Source organism: Rhizobium sp. HT1-10, assembly GCF_049472505.1.
GTDB lineage: Bacteria > Pseudomonadota > Alphaproteobacteria > Rhizobiales > Rhizobiaceae > Rhizobium.
In genome coordinates this window covers 25,326-42,350 of record NZ_JBCEBQ010000012.1, presented here as the reverse complement: position 1 = coordinate 42,350, position 17,025 = coordinate 25,326, and the positions used below count along the sequence as shown (strand labels likewise).

The window sequence follows — 17,025 nt, the reverse complement described above, 5'->3', positions numbered from 1 at the left end:
GTGTACCTCCCATAACTTAAACTCGAATGACCTGAATTTGCCCACCGTGGTTACTTTTTGGCTTGATTTGTCCACTTAATTATAATTCACATGCAAATTCCACCCGGATTTAAGTAGTCGCGCTGTTAGGCCAACCGTTCGCAATGAGGATTCAGAGATTTCCAAGGTCTTTTGAGATAACTTTGTACGCGGCACTTTTCCAAGCTGGGAAAAGCGGAGGGCAAAGTTCATGACAATACGATCAGCTATCGACCAACGTGTGAGACAGGCCTGCGAGATCAATAGGTTCGAACATAAAGACCAGGTCTTGCGTTTCGCTGCCAAAATGGCCACCGTGGTCACTATCGTGGCGGACATACTGAACTTAGCCGCCCACGTCTCACTCAATGCCCTGGGGCTGCTGCCCTATGCATTGGTGCCCGCGGCGGTCGTCGGCCTGGTCATTTCGACTGTGGTCGCTTCCGTGCTGACCTTCTCGGTCGTCTATGTCATTGGCTTGGCCATCCATCGCCTGACGATTTCTCGTGCGATGTTCGAGCGGTTGAGCAGGACGGACATGCTTTCCGGATTATTGAACCGAAGAGCCTTTGTCGACGAGGTTTCAAGAGCACCTCAAGATGCGTCGCTCGTGCTATTCGATATAGATCGGTTCAAGCTTATCAATGACAATTACGGACATGATGTTGGCGATCGAGCCATCGTAATGGTCTCAAAGCAACTTGCAGCGGCCCTGAGCGAGAAGCATATCGTGGCTCGAATTGGTGGTGAAGAGTTTGCGGCCTTGATCGTCGAACTCACCCCGACCCAACGACTTGCTCTGGTCGAACGCTGCCGCCAGATGATCGAAGCATCCAAAGTGGGCGACGATGTTGCGCAATTGCGAGTGACGGTTTCCGCCGGCATCGCGGAACGGGGCTCCCATGACACATTCCAGTCGCTGTTTATTGCCTCCGACCGAGCGCTTTACTTGGCAAAAGCATCGGGCAGAAACAGGGTTGTACATTTCGACCCAATCCAGGAATCAATGGGTAAGACCAGCGAATAGATTTACGTAAAATATCCAGAAGGTCTTAAAGCTCCTCCCAGTCTTGAGTTAAAGTAGCAGGTGAGGACTGGCCGAATGCTAAAATATCGGCCTATTGAGCACTCACTAATTCTGTCCGGGGATATGTATGACTTGCAAGCGACTGCCGCTTGCCTCGCATCGTGTTTCGTAAATTGGCTTTTTGCTCCGAACTGGTGTGGACGCTTCGCCGGAAGTGACGAAGTCAATCCGAGGCCTCTTGAGTAGGATGGCTTTCCTTTTCTTGGTTCGAAAGCAGGAGCCGAAGTTCGGGGAGCAGGTCGACTATAGTGCGGTTGCCGGTTACGATGCTGACGGCTATGGTCATCGCCTGACGTCCCATCGCGCTGTCAACGCTGTCACCCCGTTCGTCACAAAACGCGGTCACAGCCGCCAATACCGCCTGGATTTCGTCATCTTTGAGGCTGATAAGAGACTGGGGCATGTAAATGCCATCCTAGCGAAAAGCTGGAAAAATTAAATTCCGATGGCTCCTAATTAGTTGCCTGCAGGCCTCGGACACTATCCCTAACGAGACGTTTTACGTTTTAAGTTGAATCCACAGGATGGCGCCGATTATGGCGCAATTGCTGAGCGGATACTGTCCCGACGCGACGGCATGAGAAACGTCAAATTCCTCATGTCGTTCACTCGTTTGGAGGGCAACGTCATCGGCGACTTAACGGGATATGGAATTCGCTGTGCAATGACGGGCCATGACGACCTGATCCGCTCTATCACTGCCATCGCTTTTTGAGCGACGGTGGTCGGCAATCCGGCCTACCCGTTTGCCCGTTAGGAATGCCACCTGATATGCGATGTTCCATAAATGCGCGTTACGATATACAATCAGCGCAAGTCCATTGTATCGTTAGAAATTGCATTCAATGTAGGGACCGGCGGATACTCGCTCAGTGAGTTGCGGCCAGCGCCCTGTACGCTTCCCGCCCAGCGACCCAGGTTCGGCGCACCGCCGGCGTCGCTCCATCCGGCCAATCGACGAGTATGAGATCGGCCTGCTTGCCCACCTCGATCGTTCCGCGATCGAGAAGCCCGGATGCCCGCGCGGGATTGCCGGCCACAAGAGGCCAGAGTTCGTGCAACTGCGCAACCCCATCGGCCTTCAGCCGCGCCAGACCCAGAAGCATCGCCGGATAATAGTAGTCAGACGCGAGGATGTCGCACAGGCCTTCGCGGATCATGTCGGCGGCCGCAATGGACGCCAGGTGGCTGCCGCCGCGTGTTGCGTTCGGCGCGCCGAAGACGATGTAGTCGCCAGCCTCGCGAGCCGCCCTTGCCACCCGGCGATTCATCGGGAACTCGCAGATCCGCGCACCACACTCGCGATAGAAATCGCGTGTCTTGATCTGGCTGTCGTCATGGGACAGCATCGGGGCGCCGGCAGTCCTACCGAGAGCAGCGACTTCCTCGATGGCGGCCAGGACCTGTGGTCGGCGCTCCCACATGCTCTTCGCCAGGCTAACCATATCCGTCGCGGATATCTTCGCCCGCTTAGCGCGCTCACCCATCTTGTCGGCAAAGGCGGCCGTCGAGGTATCGACGACCGGAAAGTCCGGATCAAGGTCGAACGGCCGTTCCTGCAACGGCACGGACGGATCAAGCATCAGCATCGACGTGTGGTCGTTGAAAGCAATGGACGGTCGGCGCGGCCCCGAGAGCGATTCGCGTATGAGGCCGATTGCCTCGAAGCAGAAGGTCTCCCAGCGGAGCTGCACGCGGTTATCGACTGTTAGACGCGGGGCCAACGCCTCAAGCGCTGAAACGACCGACCGACCATTTTCTACTGAGCGCAAGCCCGGCTCCCAACTCAGCGTCAGGGCGTGAAAGGCAGTGGCTATCCCGTTCGACGCAAGCTGGCGATCTGTTTCGAAAAGTGCGGCTTCCACCGGAAGCATGGTGCCGGGCCGGGGCATGAGCTGGCGCTCGAACGCGTCGCCATGGACATCCACAAAAGCCGGTCCGAGAAGATGACCACGACCATCGACCAACGTGGCCCCGTCTCGGGGGCCGTCGATCGCCGTGATCTGACCGTCTTCCAGCCGCACGGAAGCAGCCTCCAGGCGATCGCCTAAAACCACGGTTGCGCCTTCGATGATTACTGCTGATTTCTCTGGCATCAGTCTCATTCCGTTTAAAATGCAGAGGCGGCACCGGCTCTTTCCGGGCATTCAATCCTGGGCTTTTACGTAGCCGATATGACAGATTTGAGAATTTCCCAATGCCTAAGGAATTTTTACACATGGTGGTCGGACGCACCACTCACCCGCGCCGCGGGCGATCCGGAAGCTTCTACAAATACGTATTCAAACAACGCGTCGACTGCTCTCGAAACTTTCATCCCCTAACGCCGGGGCCGATATAGCTCTTCCAAAGAACTTCAACACAGTATCGGAGGATGCGACGCCTCCGCGCCGCATCCTCTTAAATCACGCGATATTGCGAAAGTCGTCATCGGCGGCGTCGGGTCCGCCCATTGCGAGGTCGAGCGCGAAACCCTTCGCGCGGGCCGGTTGGCTGGCTACGGAGTGATTGCCTGCCTTGGCACCTCGAGGCGCAAGTCGCCCGCGCTGGGCCGTATGGGTCCGGACACTTGCCGGTATTGGGCGGGAGGCGGCGTGGTCTTCAACCTGATCAAGCTTGAAGAAAGAGATCGATGCCTGCAGCTCTTCTGCTTGAGCGGCCAGCTCTTCCGAGGTCGCCGACATTTGCTCGGAGGCGCCGGCATTCTGCTGGGTCACTTTGTCGAGCTGCTGGATCGCTTCGTTGATCTGCGAGGCGCCGATATCCTGCTCGCGGCAGGCAGCACTGATTTCCGAGACCAGTTCCGCAGTCTTGCGGATATCCGGCACCAGGCGACCGAGCATTTCACCAGCTTCGGCTGCGGCCTTGACTGTGTCGCTCGACATCGCGCCAATTTCGGCAGCTGCCGACTGGCTGCGCTCGGCCAACTTACGGACTTCGGAAGCGACAACCGCGAAGCCCTTGCCATGTTCGCCAGCTCGAGCGGCCTCGACCGCTGCGTTCAAGGCAAGCAGATCGGTCTGGCGCGCGATTTCTTGGACAATGCCAATCTTCTCGGCGATCGTCCGCATGGCGCTGACGGCGCGGGTCACTGCTTCGCCGGAAGCCTCGGCGTCTTTGGCCGATTGGCGGGCAATCTTCTCGGTCTGGGCGGCGTTGTCGGCGTTCTGCTTGATATTGGCAGCCATCTCTTCCATTGCCGCGGATGCCTCTTCCGCAGAGGCGGCCTGCTCGGTTGCGCCCTGCGATACCTGTTCGGAACTCGAAGAGAGTTCCTGACTGCCCCCCGAAACGTTGTCCGACGCAGAGACGGCGTCCGCAACGACCGTGCGCAGGCGTTCTACCATCTGTTCGAGCGCCATCCCCAACGTATCCCTGTCGGATAGTGGCTTCGGCCGGATCGTCAGGTCGCCGTTTGAGATCTGGTTGGCGACGTTGGAGGTGACCCGAAGGTTTTCCACCATTGTTCGCATTGCCATGCCAAGTGCGTCCTTGTCGGATAGCGGTTGCGGCATCAAGGAGAGGTCACCCTTGGCTACCTGCTCCGAAATCGCGGCGGTCTTCCGCAAATTGTCGGTCATTCTCTTCAGCGCGTTGACGAGATCGCGGATTTCATCATTGCTCTTGTGCTCTATCTCTTGGTTAAGGTCACCCAGGGCGACGGCGTCAGCGAGCGTTACAGCGCGGCTAAGGCCTCGAGAGATATTAAGCAGGATCCAAATCGCGAAGGCCGCAGAGATGAGAGCGACGCCTGCCGTGATGGTGAGCAGCAAGTTGCGTGACTGGGCATACTGTTCATTGGTGGCCACATCGGTTTCGTGCACGTTGCCGGTAACCGTATCGTTGAGTTTCTGGAGGGTGGCGAGCAGCTTGGTCGTGATCGCACGCCCTTCGCCCATGGAGATCTCTCCGGCCTTGTTGTTAGAATCCGCCGTATTCTGACGGGCAAGACCCGCGATACGATCTTGAATCATGATCCAATTGGAATAGAGGCTGTTGAACTCCGCCATCTCCGCCTTGATGTCAGGATCCGGGGAGGCGGCAAGAAGGGCAGCTGCACTCTTTATCGCGTCTCGCTGCTTGGCGATTTCGTCGATATATCCGCCTATTTTCCCGGCATCGGTATTGATGATCGCATCCTTCTCAGCCCGGACGGAGTTGAGGACAGCATCAGAAAGATCGCTGGACGTATGGATGTCGGTTACGGGGCCTGCGACCATGTAGCTGATGTCATTGTTCAGCGACGACAGATTGTAAATCGAAATGCCTGCCATGACGCACGTCAGAAATACGATTACGCTAAAGACCAGGCTTAGTTTCAGTTTAATTGTGGATCGCATGTTGATGCCCTTTTGCGCACGGGTTTGCTCCCCGCTTAAATCATGATGTTGACTGCACAGTTTTTTCAGATCGGCCAAACGGGACTCATCATGAATCGCGGTAACGCCTGCGCTCACCGGTGCGCGTGATGAGGAGGGCCGAGAAGCTCCGGGGGGACGATCAGCTCTTCTGTCTGCAATCGGTATATTTACGTGACCTGTACACAACCCGGGGGTAGGTTGATGTGAACTTCCAGCCCGGCTAAGAGAATTTTTCTCCATGCCATTAAGATGCTACAGATCTCGTTGTTTCCTTCACTTCCAGCCTCTTCACGGCGCGCTTTCAATTTTCCTATAAGCGATGGCGTTTCCATCCGCGAAGGATCTGTTTCAATTGGTGCCAAAATCTTTGACATCAGGGATGCAGCTTCATGCGGCGATCAAAGTGACCAACCTGCGCGCCTATTACGCTGAATTGCGTCGCTTAACAGGGGGTTAAAAGTTAGCTGTGTTCGGAGAAAATTATCGAAAGTGTACGATGAACAAGGCACTATACAATTGAGACTGCAGGGTAGCTCTTGTTACAGCGCTGCCGTCGTCATCCAGCTTGATCAACGTCGTCCGCGGAATCAAAAAGTATGACAATCCTCACCTGTTGATCAAAAGCGCAAGTGATCTCGACAGCCTGTGGCTCACCTCATACTGGTCTTCGCTTGCGGCCGTTAACGGTCAACCCCCCACAACAAATTATGATAATATTTAATCTTTAGCCATTACCTAATGTAGCGATACCTCGTAACTCTCGGCCCAAATGATTTGGCGTCCTCTGTACCATGTTGATCATTCTCTAATACCCAGGGCCGCCTCATCATGACGTTTTTCGACAATATGCGGATCTTGAAGAAGATTGCGCTGTCACTAGCTTTTCTCATAGCAATCGGTTTGGCTGTTGCCTTTATCGGATCGTCATCACTCTCGCGGCAGCAGGCGTCGGCTGATATCACCGAACATACCTATAAAGTGCTGGGCATGATGGACGATTTGACGATTGCCGTCGCTCAGCAGGAAAGTAATGTTCGCGCTTACCTGATCTATCCCAACGACTCCTATCTCCAGTCGCGAGCGGCGGCGGAAAAAGATTATCGGAGCGCTCTGGCTGGTGTACGCAGCCTAACATCCGACAATCCCCCTCAGCAAAAACGTCTTGATGAGCTGGACGGGTTCGTGCAGGGCTGGTTGGACAATGTCGCCAAGCCAAGACTAACCTGGGCTGCTGATCCGGCCACGCGCGACAAGGCATTCAAACACGCAGCGGAAGGTTCTGGTAAGCAATATATGGACGGAGTGTCGTCAAAGGTTAAGGAAGTCACTGACGTCGAAGTAGGCCTTTTGGGAACAAGAACGAAAGCTGCAAATGATGCAGCTGCAACGGCGCAGATGTTGTCAGTTGCAGGTGCCGTCGGGCTATTGATCGTGGCGGCTGTCAGCCTTGTGGTTCTCAATTTTGGGCTTGTGCGTCCGCTGACTGCTATCAACTCAACAATGGCGAAGCTGGCTTCCGGCGATACATCGCTGACGATACCAGGGTTCGGCCGTGGGGATGAAGTCGGTGAGATGGCGAGTGCTCTGGAGGTGTTCCGCAAAGCCGCTGTCGCTAAAATTGAGCTGGAGAAGGAAGCAGAAGCTCAGCGGGGTCTAACGGAAGAAGAACGCGAGCATAAGGCCACAGCAGATAGAATTCGCGCTGAGGCTATGTCGCAGGCGACCTCTGGCCTCGGTGAAGGCCTAAAACATCTGGCTGATGGTGACTTGACCTTCCAGCTGGTCGAGCCCTTTGCCGCCGATTTCGAAACGCTGCGTGCCGACTTCAACGCCGCTGTCGGCCAACTTGCCGAAACGATGCGAGCCGTGGCCGAAGCAACCGGTGCGATCGACAATGGAAGCCGCGAAGTCAGTTCCAGCGCCGACGATCTGTCCAAGCGCACGGAGCAACAGGCCGCCTCGCTCGAGGAAACGGCTGCGGCCCTCGACCAGATTACTGTCAACGTTGCCAATTCGTCGAAGCGTGCGGACGAAGCCCGCAATGTCGCGGTTCTGGCAAACGAAAGTGCCGCACAGTCCGGCAGGGTGGTCGCCAACGCGGTCGATGCCATGCAGAAGATCGAGCAATCGTCCAACGAGATCTCCAATATCATCGGCGTCATCGATGAGATTGCTTTCCAGACCAACCTACTGGCGCTCAATGCCGGGGTGGAAGCCGCGCGGGCTGGCGAAGCAGGCAAGGGCTTTGCAGTTGTGGCACAGGAAGTGCGCGAACTGGCGCAGCGATCGGCAAAGGCGGCAAAGGAAATCAAGGAATTGATCCGCAGTTCCTCGATCGAGGTCCAAAGTGGTGTCAAGCTGGTCAGCGAAACGGGCGAAGCACTCCGGACCATCGAAGGCTATATCGTCGCTGTCAACCAGCACATGAACTCGATCGCGACATCGGCAAAGGAGCAATCCGTCGGGCTTGCCGAAGTCAACACTGCGGTTAACCAGATGGATCAGGTGACACAGCAGAATGCCGCCATGGTCGAGGAGACAAGCGCTGCGGGCGCGTCGCTTGCTGGTGAAAGCGGCAGATTGCGGGAACTGATTTCGCAGTTCAGGCTTGGCAGCGCCTTGCGCCAGACGTCAGCAGCCATGGCGGCGGGTCCTATACATCGCCCGGTCGCTTCACCCGTCAAACGTCTGGCCGGCAAGGTGGCAAGGGCATTCTCCGGCAATGCAGCCGTTAAGGAAAGTTGGGAGGAATTTTGATGCCATTCTTTTCGCTGCAACTCCTCCAAGTCAACGCTGATGTCGTTCGCGCTTGTCACAAATGCGTTGCGTCAGGATGACGTCTGGCAACGCTTTCCCTGTTGGTCGAAGAAGTGAAGGGCCGTCTCCGGGGCCGCGATCACGACTTCATCGTTGATCCTGATGGCGGAGCGTCCTGGCACACGGAACGTGATTGCCTGACGGTCTGGCAAGACTGCATGAACGTAGCTTTCCGCCCCGACCAGCTCGACCGCAAGGACGCGAACCTTCGCACGAAACGCACCTTGGCCTTCAGTATCGGTCACCAAGAAATCTTCCGGCCTGATGCCAATCGTTGTGACTTGCTTGGCTGCGAGCCTATCCCCCAGACGGAAGTCCGGATTTCCCGGCATGCAATTCAAGAGGTTCATGGATGGGGAGCCTATGAAGGTCGCAACGAAGGTCGTGGCAGGCTTCTCGTAAAGCTCGATTGGCGAACCCACCTGCTCTATCCGGCCGGCGTTGAGCACGACCAGCCGATCTGCCAGCGTCATCGCTTCCATCTGGTCATGCGTGACATAGACACTCGTCGTTTTTAGCGAGAACTGCAGCCTCTTGATCTCGACACGCATCTGGACGCGCAGCTTTGCGTCCAGGTTTGATAGCGGCTCGTCGAAAAGGAAGGCGGCCGGCTCTCTCACGATTGCCCGGCCCATTGCAACACGTTGACGCTGGCCGCCGGATAACTGCCGCGGCTTCCTTTCGAGAAAAGTCTCAATCTCCAGCGATGATGCGGCCTTCTGGATGCGGCTTTCGATTTCGGCCATCGGCATGTTGCGGTTTTTCAAGCCATAGGCGAGGTTCTGGCGCACCGTCATATGCGGATAAAGCGCGTAATTCTGAAAGACCATGGCGATGTCGCGCTCGGAGGGCTCGAGTTCGTTGACGATACGGCCGCCGATAGAGATCTCGCCGGAGGATATGCTCTCCAGGCCGGCAATCATTCGGAGCAGCGTAGATTTCCCGCAGCCGGACGGGCCGACTAGAACAACGAATTCGCCGTCCTCGATCTCCAGCGAAACGCCGGAGATGACCTCGATGGTCTTGCCATAGGTCTTGCGGACATTCTTGAGGGTGATTGCAGCCATTATTTCTCAGTCTCCACGAGCCCTTTGACGAACCAGCGCTGCATCAGCACCACGACGAGTATGGGGGGAATGATTGCCAGAATCGCGGTCACCATGACCAGGTTCCACGGTGTCGATGCGTCGGTGAAATCGACCATCTTTCGTAGCCCGATGATGATCGTCGTCATCTGGGCGTCGTTTGTGACCAGCAGCGGCCAGAGGTACTGCGTCCAGCCATAGATGAACAGGATGACGAAGAGGGCCGCGATGTTGGTGGTCGATAGCGGAAGCAGAATATCCCGCATGAAGCGGAACGGCCCGGCATTGTCGATCCGCGCGGCCTCCAGGAGTTCGCCGGGGATCGTCAGGAAGAACTGGCGAAACAGGAAGGTCGCAGTGGCCGACGCCATCAACGGCAAGGTAAGGCCGGCATAGCTGTCGATCATCCCGAGATCGACAACCACTTTATAGGTCGGCAGGATGCGCACCTCGACCGGCAACATCAACGTGATGAAGATCATCCAGAAGAACACCATGCGAAGCGGGAAGCGAAAGAACACAATAGCGTAGGCCGACAGGAATGAGATGACGATCTTGCCGGCGGCAATCACGACCGAGACGACGATGGTGTTCCAGAGCATCCGCTCCAGGCTGACGCCAACCACTTTCTCGACGCCGCCCGAAAGGGCGTCGCCGTAGTTTTCCAGGAAGTGACCGCCGGGCAGCAGCGAGATCGGAGGCTTCAGGATTTCCGCAGATGTCATCGTCGATGCGACGAACGTGTAATAGATCGGAAACGCGACGATGATGATGCCGAGGATCAGCATAAGATGCCCGACCAGATTGGCGATGGGACGCTTTTCGATCATAGTCGGGCCTCACGCATAGTGCACCCGCCGTTCGACGAAGCGGAATTGGAAAGCTGTCAACCCGATCACGATTGCCATCAGGATCACTGATTGGGCAGCGGACGAGCCAAGGTTGAGGTTCACGAAGCCATCATTGTAGACCTTGTAGACCAGAGTCTCGGTCGCCTTGGCAGGGCCACCCTTGGTGACGGAATCGATGATGCCGAACGTGTCGAAGAACGCGTACACTGTGTTGACGACCAGCAGGAAGAAGGTCGTCGGGGCCAGCAACGGGAACACGATGGTCCAGAAGCGCCGCGCGCCACGCGAGCCGTCGATGGCCGCGGCCTCAAGCAAGGATTTCGGGATAGCCTGGAGGCCCGCGACAAAGAACAGGAAGTTGTAGCTGATCTGTTTCCAGGCGGCCGCCACGACGACAAGCGAGATTGCCTGGTTGCCATTCAGCAATGGATCCCAAGCGAACCCGTTGCGACGAAGCAGGTATGCGAACGTGCCCATGGCGGGATTGAACATGAACAGCCAGAGCATGCCGGCGACGGCTGGCGCCACGGCATAAGGCCAGATCAGCAGTGTCCGGTAGAGGGTCTTGCCTCGTACCACCTTGTCGGCTGCTGTCGCCAGTGCAAGGGCTGCGATCATGGAGAGTGCCGCCGTCGCGATGCTGAAGATGACTGTCACCTGTAGCGAATGAAGGTAGCTCGGATCGCCGAGGACCTGCCGGAAGTTTGCGAGCCCGACGAACCCGCTCTTCATGCCGAACGGGTCTTCACGCTGCAGCGACTGATACAGTGCTTGGCTGGCCGGCCAAAAGAAAAACACCACCGTCAGGACGATCTGTGGCGTGACCAAGACGTAGGGCAGGATCTTGTTGGGAAAGACGACGTTCTGCACGACGATCTCCTCTGAAGGGGAGGGTGGTCCGCGACAGTACGCGGACCATGACTTCGCGTTGTCAGTTGCCGTTTGCCTCGGCGATCGCCGCATTGCCACGTTCCACGGCCTTGTCGAGGGCAGTTTTGGCATCCTCCTTGCCGGCAAGCATCGCCTCGAATTCCTCGTTCATGATGTCGCGGACCTGTGGCAGATTGACGAGGCGCACACCCTTGGAGTTTGCCGTCGGCGGTTTGCCCATCATCTGCAGGATCGGCGTCTCCATGCCGGGGTTCTTCTGGTAGAAGCCGGACTTCTTCGTCTCCTCATACGCAGCCATCGTCACCGGCAGGTAGCCAGAGACCTGGTGCAGGCGGGCTTGGATCTTGGTCTGCGACAGGAAGTGGAAAAACTCGCCGATGCCTTTGTATTCCTGATCGGTCTTGCCTGCGAAGACCCACAGGCTCGCACCGCCGGGAATGGTGTTTTGCGGACGGCCGTCTCCCTCGTCATAGGGAAGCTGGCCAATGCCATAGGCAATGCCGGCCTTGACGATATCACCAAGGCCGCCAGAAGACTCCGTCAGGATCCCGCATTCGCCCGATGTAAAGAGTTGCTTGGCCTCTGAAGTGCGGCCGCCATAACGGAACGTTCCATCCTTCGCCAAATCGGCGATTGCCTGGAAATGCTGCACAAACGGCGCCGAGTTGAACTCTAGCTTCACGTCGGTGCCGCCAAGACCATTTTCATTCGTGCTATAGGGCACGTTGTTCCAGGCGGCATAGTTTTCCGTCTGAATCCAGGTGAGCCAAGTCGATGTCAGCCCGCAATTCGCGGCGCCACTCGACTTGATCTTTTTTGCGGCATCAAACACCTGCGTCCATGTCTTTGGCGGGTTCTCCGCATCCAGGCCGGCTTTTTTGAAGATGTCCTTGTTGTAGTAGAGGATTGGCGAGGAGGAGTTGTATGGGAAGGACAGCATGGTGCCGTCCGGCTTCGAATAATAGGAGACGATCCCCGGAAGGTAATCCGCCTTGTTGAACTCGTAGCCCGCCTTCTTCAAGACGTCGACCGCCGGCATAATCGCTCCTTCGGCTCCCATCATGACGCCGCTACCCGCATCGAAGACCTGCAGGATTGCTGGCGATTGCTTGGCGCGGAACGCCGCGATACCGGCGTTCAATGCTTCGGGATAGGTCCCCTTGAAGACAGGGACGACCTTGAAATCCTCCTGGCTCTCGTTGAATTCCTTGGCGAGCTTGTCGACCACTTCGTTGTTGGCGCCCGACATCGCATGCCACCATTGAAGTTCTGTTGCTGCAAAGGTGTGCGTGGCGCCTGCCATCGACGCCATTGCCGCGATGGAGCATGTCATAATGAAACGGTTGGTCATGTTTCCTCCCTGTCATCTTTAATCAAATGCAATGGCGACCCTCCCAGATCACCATTGCAACTGCCGTACGCTCTCCAAAATCCTAGTCAGTCCGCCCTGGATGCAAACGCGTTCACGGGACTTAGAGCAGCATGGTCCTCCGTCCAGATGGAGGGAGATATTTATAAGCCAGCTATCGTTCCTAGCCCATCCCGGGCACCTGCGCCAACATGCCGGTATTTCGCGATGCGTCTCAGGTCATTGCGGAACATGTCGCGAAACGAGGAAAAGCCCTGTCTTCGTCAGGCAGACGAGCAGTTCGTTCGTGTCTCGAGGTGGTCGAGATTGCAACATCATCGGTATCTCCTGAACATCGTGCTCCAATCAGCCTGGACGTGATCTACAGGCCAGCAATCTTTTTGAGATCGTCAATCGCGCCCGGTGCTGCGGCGAGGACCTGGGAGCCCCTGGTCAGACGCTCGCCTTCGGTCGGGAAGGGGTGGTACCAGCCGCCGGCTTCCTTCACGAGGCAATAGCCCGCCAGGCAATCCCAGGCGTGCATATACGGCTCATAGTAACCGACAAGGCGACCCGCCGCGACGTAGGCAAGCATGAGCGCGCCGGAGCCGTTGCGGATGAAATTGCCCCCCGCTTCGAGGATGCCTTCGACGATCTTGCCCACGGAGGCGGGCGTTACGTGGCTGTTGGCACCAAAACCTGTCACGGCATTCTGTATGGTGCGGCTTGCGTCGAGCGACAGCGACTTGCCATTCAGTGTCGCACCCCTCCCGAGGCAGCCCGCATACAGTTCGTCGAAGCAGGGAGCGTAAATTACGCCGACTACCGGGATGCCGTCATGAAGAAGGGCGATGGAAACGCACCAGCTTGGCATGCCGTTGACGAAAGGGCTGGTCCCATCAATAGGATCGACGACCCAGGTATAACCGGAGGTTCCAGCCTGCAGGCCGTATTCCTCTCCCAACACGCCATCCGTGTCGTATGCCTCGCCGAAACGGGCGCGGATCAGCTCCTCGACCTCCCGATCGGCGATCGACACGACGTCCTGAGGATCGCGCTTCGTTTCGATTACAAGTGTCTCGCGGCGGTTGAAATAGTCGAACGCGAGCTTGCCTGCTTCACTGGCAACGGTCTGGGCTAGAGCGAAGCGCCCTTCAAGGCCGGAGACGGTTTGGGAGGTCATTGCGATTTTTCCTTGTCTGGATACAGCATGAAATTGAAATGGCGAGGCACGCTTCATGCGCTGATGATGGCGATGCCCCGCTCTCTAAAGCCGATCGTCACCTCGGTCGAAGTCGGAAAAGGCCTTTCGACCGCATTGTCGACGACGAACAGCGTCGACGACCGCGTCTTGACTTCATATTCAACGTGATCACCCAGATATGCTGCGTGGATGATGTGGCCGTTGAAGCCGCTAGGCGAGGCGCCCGGCGAAAGTGTTATGGCGTTCGGCCTGACGGCGAGCTGGGCTGGGCCCTTGGCTGCCTTCAAGGTCGGCATCCGGTGGAGCAGACCCTCGACGTTGATCACGGCATGCCCAGGCTCGATTGCGATCACATCACAGGGAACGACATTCGCCTCCCCCATGAAATCGGCAATGAAGGCCGAGGCAGGTGTTTCGTAGAGATCGCGCGGTGCGCCCTGCTGGGCGATCTCGCCATCCTTCATGACGATAATCTGGTCCGACACGGCCAGCGCCTCATCCTGGTCGTGGGTAACATAGACGGCCGTAAAGCCCAGACGTTGCTGCAACTCTCGAATTTCCGTCCGCACCCGTCTGCGCAGTCGCGCATCGAGATTGGAGAGAGGCTCGTCGAGGAGCAGAACCTGTGGCTCCAGAACGAGAGCGCGGGCGACAGCGACACGCTGCTGCTGGCCGCCGGAGAGTTCCGCTGGCAATCGCTTGCCCATGCCGCCAAGCCCGACCAACTTCAGCCCCTCTTCGGCCCGTTCACGCGCTTCCTTCTTCTTCAACCCAGAAGACTCCAGACCATAGGCGACATTTTCTAGCGAAGTCATATGGGGAAACAGGGCATAGCTCTGGAAAACCATGGAGACATCGCGCTCGTTGGCGGGCAGCATCGTCACATCCTTGCCGGCAATCAGGATACGGCCCGAGGACGGATGCTCCAGACCCGCGAGCATCCGCAATGTTGTCGTCTTGCCGCAGCCAGAGGGGCCGAGGAGTGTTACCAGCATCCCAGGCGCAATGGTCAGCGACAAGTCCGGAATGGCGGTGAAGGCGCCAAAGGTCTTCCTGACATTCTGGAAAACAACGGAACCGGGTTTGATCATGCTCATGCTGGGTTCTCCTGACCGATCGGAGTGGATGCAATTGCGACGGGTGCGGCGATCGCAACGCGGTTCTCGCGCCGCAGACGGCGTTCACCGACGATGAACTGGAAGCCCGTGATGACGGCGATCATCACGACGATCAGCGCTGAGGAATAGGCAATGGCAACGCCGTATTCGCCATTCTCCACCAGGCCGACAATGAAAGCGGTTGACATGTTATACTGGGCGCTGACGAGGAAGATCACGGCGCTGATCGATGTGATAGCGCGCACAAAGGAATAGACGAGTGCCGCTGTGATGGCCGGGCGAAGAAGGGGCAGGATGACCTTGCGGATCGTCCGGAAGCTGTTGGCACCGAGCGTCAGGGATGCCTCATCGAGGCTCTTGTCGAGCTGGCTCATGGCTGCAACGCCACCGCGGACGCCGACCGGCATGTTGCGGAAGACGAAGCAGGCAACGAGGATCAACGCAGTACCTGTCATTTCCAGCGGCGGCAGGTTGAATGCCATGATGTAGCTGATGCCGATGACGGTGCCCGGAATAGCAAAGCTCATCATCAGCGCGAACTCGAACAGGTTCCGGCCGACGAACCGCTGGCGAACGATGATGTAAGCGGTCAGCAGGCCGACAGCGGCCGTCAACGGTGCGGAGATCAGGGCAATTTCCATTGTCGTCCAGAATGAGTTCCAGGCAACCCCGGACCACTCCAGTCCGCCATCATTGCGGAAGCCTATGGAGAACGCTTTTATGTAGTGTTCGATTGTCAGACTGTTATCCAGCCCCCATGTCTTCACGAAGCCACCGAACAGGATCATACCGTAAACGACGAGCGTGAATGCGATCCACGGAATAACCAGGGCGTGGACGGCGATCGACAGGCCTTTCGGCAGGGCAATGTGCGCACCGGAATCACCTTTACCGGTCACGGTGGCAAAGCTCTTGCCGGAAAGCCAGAAGCGCTGCGCGATGAAGGCTGTCATCGTGAACATTAGAAGGATCATCGCAAGCACGGCTGCTCTTGACGGATCGTTCTGCGAGCCGACCACAGCGAAAAAGATTTCCGCCGACAACACGCCGTGGCTCCCGCCTAGCACCATTGGATTGCCGAAATCCGCCATGCTTTCGATGAATGCGATCAGGAATGCATTCGCCAGCCCTGGCGTCATCAGTGGCAGCGACACCCGCCAGAATGTCCGCCAGCGATTGGCGCGCAGTGTTTGCGAGGCCTCTTCCATCGAAGGACTCACACCTTCGACGACTCCAATCAGTACCAGAAACGAAATCGGGGTAAAGGATAGCACCTGGGCGATCCAAATCCCTGTCAGGCCGTACAGCCAACGGCTGGGTTCCGCTCCAGTCAAGCTGCCCACCCATTCAGTGACGACACCTGAGCGTCCGAACAACAGGATCAGTGCCAGACCGATGACGAAGGGCGGCGTGATGATCGGCAGGATGGTCAGCAGCCGCAGACCCTTCTTAAACGGAAATCGGGTGCGAGTGGCGACGAGGGCAAAACAGAGCCCAAGCAAGGTTGCTCCCGTCGCAGTCAGGATCGCGAGGCTAAGCGTCCGCCATGCAACGCCGCAACTGTCGCCGCCAACAATGCAACGTAGGCTCCAAACCGAAGGATCCTGAATATTGGTGATGAAGCCGGTCGCATCGAATGAGCCGTCGATCGACTGGAAGGCCCCGACGAACATGCTGCCGACTGGATAGAACACAAAGATGGCCACAAGGAAGATCAACATCGTGATCGAGCCTATGACAAACGCATCGCCCTTCATCACGCCCTGTTTCGCAAGGCCGAAGGAAAACAGCAGGACAAAGACGATTGCTGTGACTATGGCGCCGGCGCCCATGGAGGGCTGCCCGTCCGACATGGGGCCAAACAGAGTTTCGCTGACGGACCAGCTCCAGCCGGAGAAGTTGATCGCAAGGCCCTGCAATATCAGATAGGCGACGCCGATTGCACCCGCCCAGGCAAGGACGAGCCCTTGACGCTCAGGCGCGCGAATGAAGCGCGAAGCGCCTGCCACCAGAAGCGGGGCAGCCGCAACCAGCAGCCACCAACGCCCGAACTCGAAGATTTCCAGAGCCGCCGGGGCTGTTGCCGGATCCTTCGGATAGCTCGAGAGCCATCCGAAACTGTAGAAACCGCCCTCGATCCGGTACCAGGGCAACACGATCATGGCTACAAGGCCGACGATGAAGGCGACATCCTGCCTGCGATTGGCTTGTGCCATGTCTGTTTATCTCCGCTCAATTTTTGTGA

General features: G+C 57.3%; 12 protein-coding genes. 2 read left to right on the top strand and 10 right to left on the bottom strand.

Annotated features, from left to right (window positions below; all coding sequences use genetic code 11):
• Window positions 1-229 precede the first annotated feature (229 nt).
• On the top strand, window positions 230-1,045 hold the full coding sequence (locus VH564_RS22740) for a GGDEF domain-containing protein (protein WP_423342131.1): 816 nt from the start codon (window positions 230-232) through the stop codon (window positions 1,043-1,045).
• A gap of 223 nt (window positions 1,046-1,268) precedes the next feature.
• Here VH564_RS22740 and VH564_RS22735 read toward each other — a convergent pair whose 3' ends face one another.
• From VH564_RS22735 to VH564_RS22725, 3 genes are all read right to left on the bottom strand, one after another.
• Entirely contained in the window at window positions 1,269-1,508 is a 240-nt protein-coding gene (locus VH564_RS22735; RefSeq protein ID WP_423342130.1) for a hypothetical protein, read from the bottom strand.
• A gap of 466 nt (window positions 1,509-1,974) precedes the next feature.
• Window positions 1,975-3,201, bottom strand: coding sequence for an alpha-D-ribose 1-methylphosphonate 5-triphosphate diphosphatase (locus VH564_RS22730; RefSeq protein WP_423342129.1), 1,227 nt, complete (start codon window positions 3,199-3,201; stop codon window positions 1,975-1,977).
• Between the two features lie 309 nt (window positions 3,202-3,510).
• Window positions 3,511-5,445, bottom strand: a complete 1,935-nt coding sequence (locus tag VH564_RS22725; RefSeq protein ID WP_423342178.1) for a HAMP domain-containing methyl-accepting chemotaxis protein — start codon at window positions 5,443-5,445, stop codon at window positions 3,511-3,513.
• Between the two features lie 849 nt (window positions 5,446-6,294).
• Between VH564_RS22725 and VH564_RS22720 the strand changes: the two genes are divergently transcribed.
• Window positions 6,295-8,223 carry a methyl-accepting chemotaxis protein gene (locus tag VH564_RS22720; RefSeq protein WP_423342128.1) on the top strand — a complete coding sequence of 643 codons (1,929 nt, stop codon included), beginning with the start codon at window positions 6,295-6,297 and terminating at the stop codon, window positions 8,221-8,223.
• A gap of 71 nt (window positions 8,224-8,294) precedes the next feature.
• Here VH564_RS22720 and VH564_RS22715 read toward each other — a convergent pair whose 3' ends face one another.
• The 7 genes from VH564_RS22715 to VH564_RS22685 form a co-directional block, all read right to left on the bottom strand.
• A complete protein-coding gene (locus VH564_RS22715) occupies window positions 8,295-9,350 on the bottom strand; it encodes a sn-glycerol-3-phosphate import ATP-binding protein UgpC (protein ID WP_423342127.1) in 1,056 nt (351 codons plus the stop codon).
• Window positions 9,350-10,198, bottom strand: a complete 849-nt coding sequence (ugpE, locus tag VH564_RS22710) for a sn-glycerol-3-phosphate ABC transporter permease UgpE (protein ID WP_423342126.1) — start codon at window positions 10,196-10,198, stop codon at window positions 9,350-9,352. Before ugpE ends, VH564_RS22715 begins: the two co-directional genes overlap by 1 nt.
• Before the next feature lie 9 nt (window positions 10,199-10,207).
• On the bottom strand, window positions 10,208-11,089 hold the full coding sequence (ugpA, locus tag VH564_RS22705) for a sn-glycerol-3-phosphate ABC transporter permease UgpA (RefSeq protein ID WP_423342125.1): 882 nt from the start codon (window positions 11,087-11,089) through the stop codon (window positions 10,208-10,210).
• A gap of 61 nt (window positions 11,090-11,150) precedes the next feature.
• Window positions 11,151-12,443, bottom strand: coding sequence for a sn-glycerol-3-phosphate ABC transporter substrate-binding protein UgpB (gene ugpB / locus VH564_RS22700; RefSeq protein ID WP_423342177.1), 1,293 nt, complete (start codon window positions 12,441-12,443; stop codon window positions 11,151-11,153).
• Window positions 12,444-12,840: 397 nt separating this feature from the next.
• The gene (locus tag VH564_RS22695; RefSeq protein ID WP_423342124.1) at window positions 12,841-13,641 is read right to left on the bottom strand and encodes an inositol monophosphatase family protein; all 801 of its coding nucleotides are present in this window, start codon (window positions 13,639-13,641) and stop codon (window positions 12,841-12,843) included.
• 53 nt (window positions 13,642-13,694) lie between these two features.
• Window positions 13,695-14,759, bottom strand: a complete 1,065-nt coding sequence (locus tag VH564_RS22690; RefSeq protein ID WP_423342123.1) for an ABC transporter ATP-binding protein — start codon at window positions 14,757-14,759, stop codon at window positions 13,695-13,697.
• Window positions 14,756-16,996: an ABC transporter permease gene (locus tag VH564_RS22685; protein WP_423342122.1), complete on the bottom strand. Its 2,241-nt coding sequence runs from the start codon at window positions 16,994-16,996 to the stop codon at window positions 14,756-14,758. The genes VH564_RS22690 and VH564_RS22685 overlap by 4 nt, the downstream gene beginning before the upstream one ends.
• Window positions 16,997-17,025 lie beyond the last annotated feature (29 nt).

Coding starts and splice junctions, on each gene's coding strand:
- VH564_RS22740 (WP_423342131.1), top strand. CDS start 230: ATGACAATACGATCAGCTATCGACCAACGTGTGAGACAGGCCTGCGAG.
- VH564_RS22735 (WP_423342130.1), bottom strand. CDS start 1,508: ATGCCCCAGTCTCTTATCAGCCTCAAAGATGACGAAATCCAGGCGGTA.
- VH564_RS22730 (WP_423342129.1), bottom strand. CDS start 3,201: ATGCCAGAGAAATCAGCAGTAATCATCGAAGGCGCAACCGTGGTTTTA.
- VH564_RS22725 (WP_423342178.1), bottom strand. CDS start 5,445: ATGCGATCCACAATTAAACTGAAACTAAGCCTGGTCTTTAGCGTAATC.
- VH564_RS22720 (WP_423342128.1), top strand. CDS start 6,295: ATGACGTTTTTCGACAATATGCGGATCTTGAAGAAGATTGCGCTGTCA.
- VH564_RS22715 (WP_423342127.1), bottom strand. CDS start 9,350: ATGGCTGCAATCACCCTCAAGAATGTCCGCAAGACCTATGGCAAGACC.
- ugpE (WP_423342126.1), bottom strand. CDS start 10,198: ATGATCGAAAAGCGTCCCATCGCCAATCTGGTCGGGCATCTTATGCTG.
- ugpB (WP_423342177.1), bottom strand. CDS start 12,443: ATGACATGCTCCATCGCGGCAATGGCGTCGATGGCAGGCGCCACGCAC.
- VH564_RS22695 (WP_423342124.1), bottom strand. CDS start 13,641: ATGACCTCCCAAACCGTCTCCGGCCTTGAAGGGCGCTTCGCTCTAGCC.
- VH564_RS22690 (WP_423342123.1), bottom strand. CDS start 14,759: ATGAGCATGATCAAACCCGGTTCCGTTGTTTTCCAGAATGTCAGGAAG.
- VH564_RS22685 (WP_423342122.1), bottom strand. CDS start 16,996: ATGGCACAAGCCAATCGCAGGCAGGATGTCGCCTTCATCGTCGGCCTT.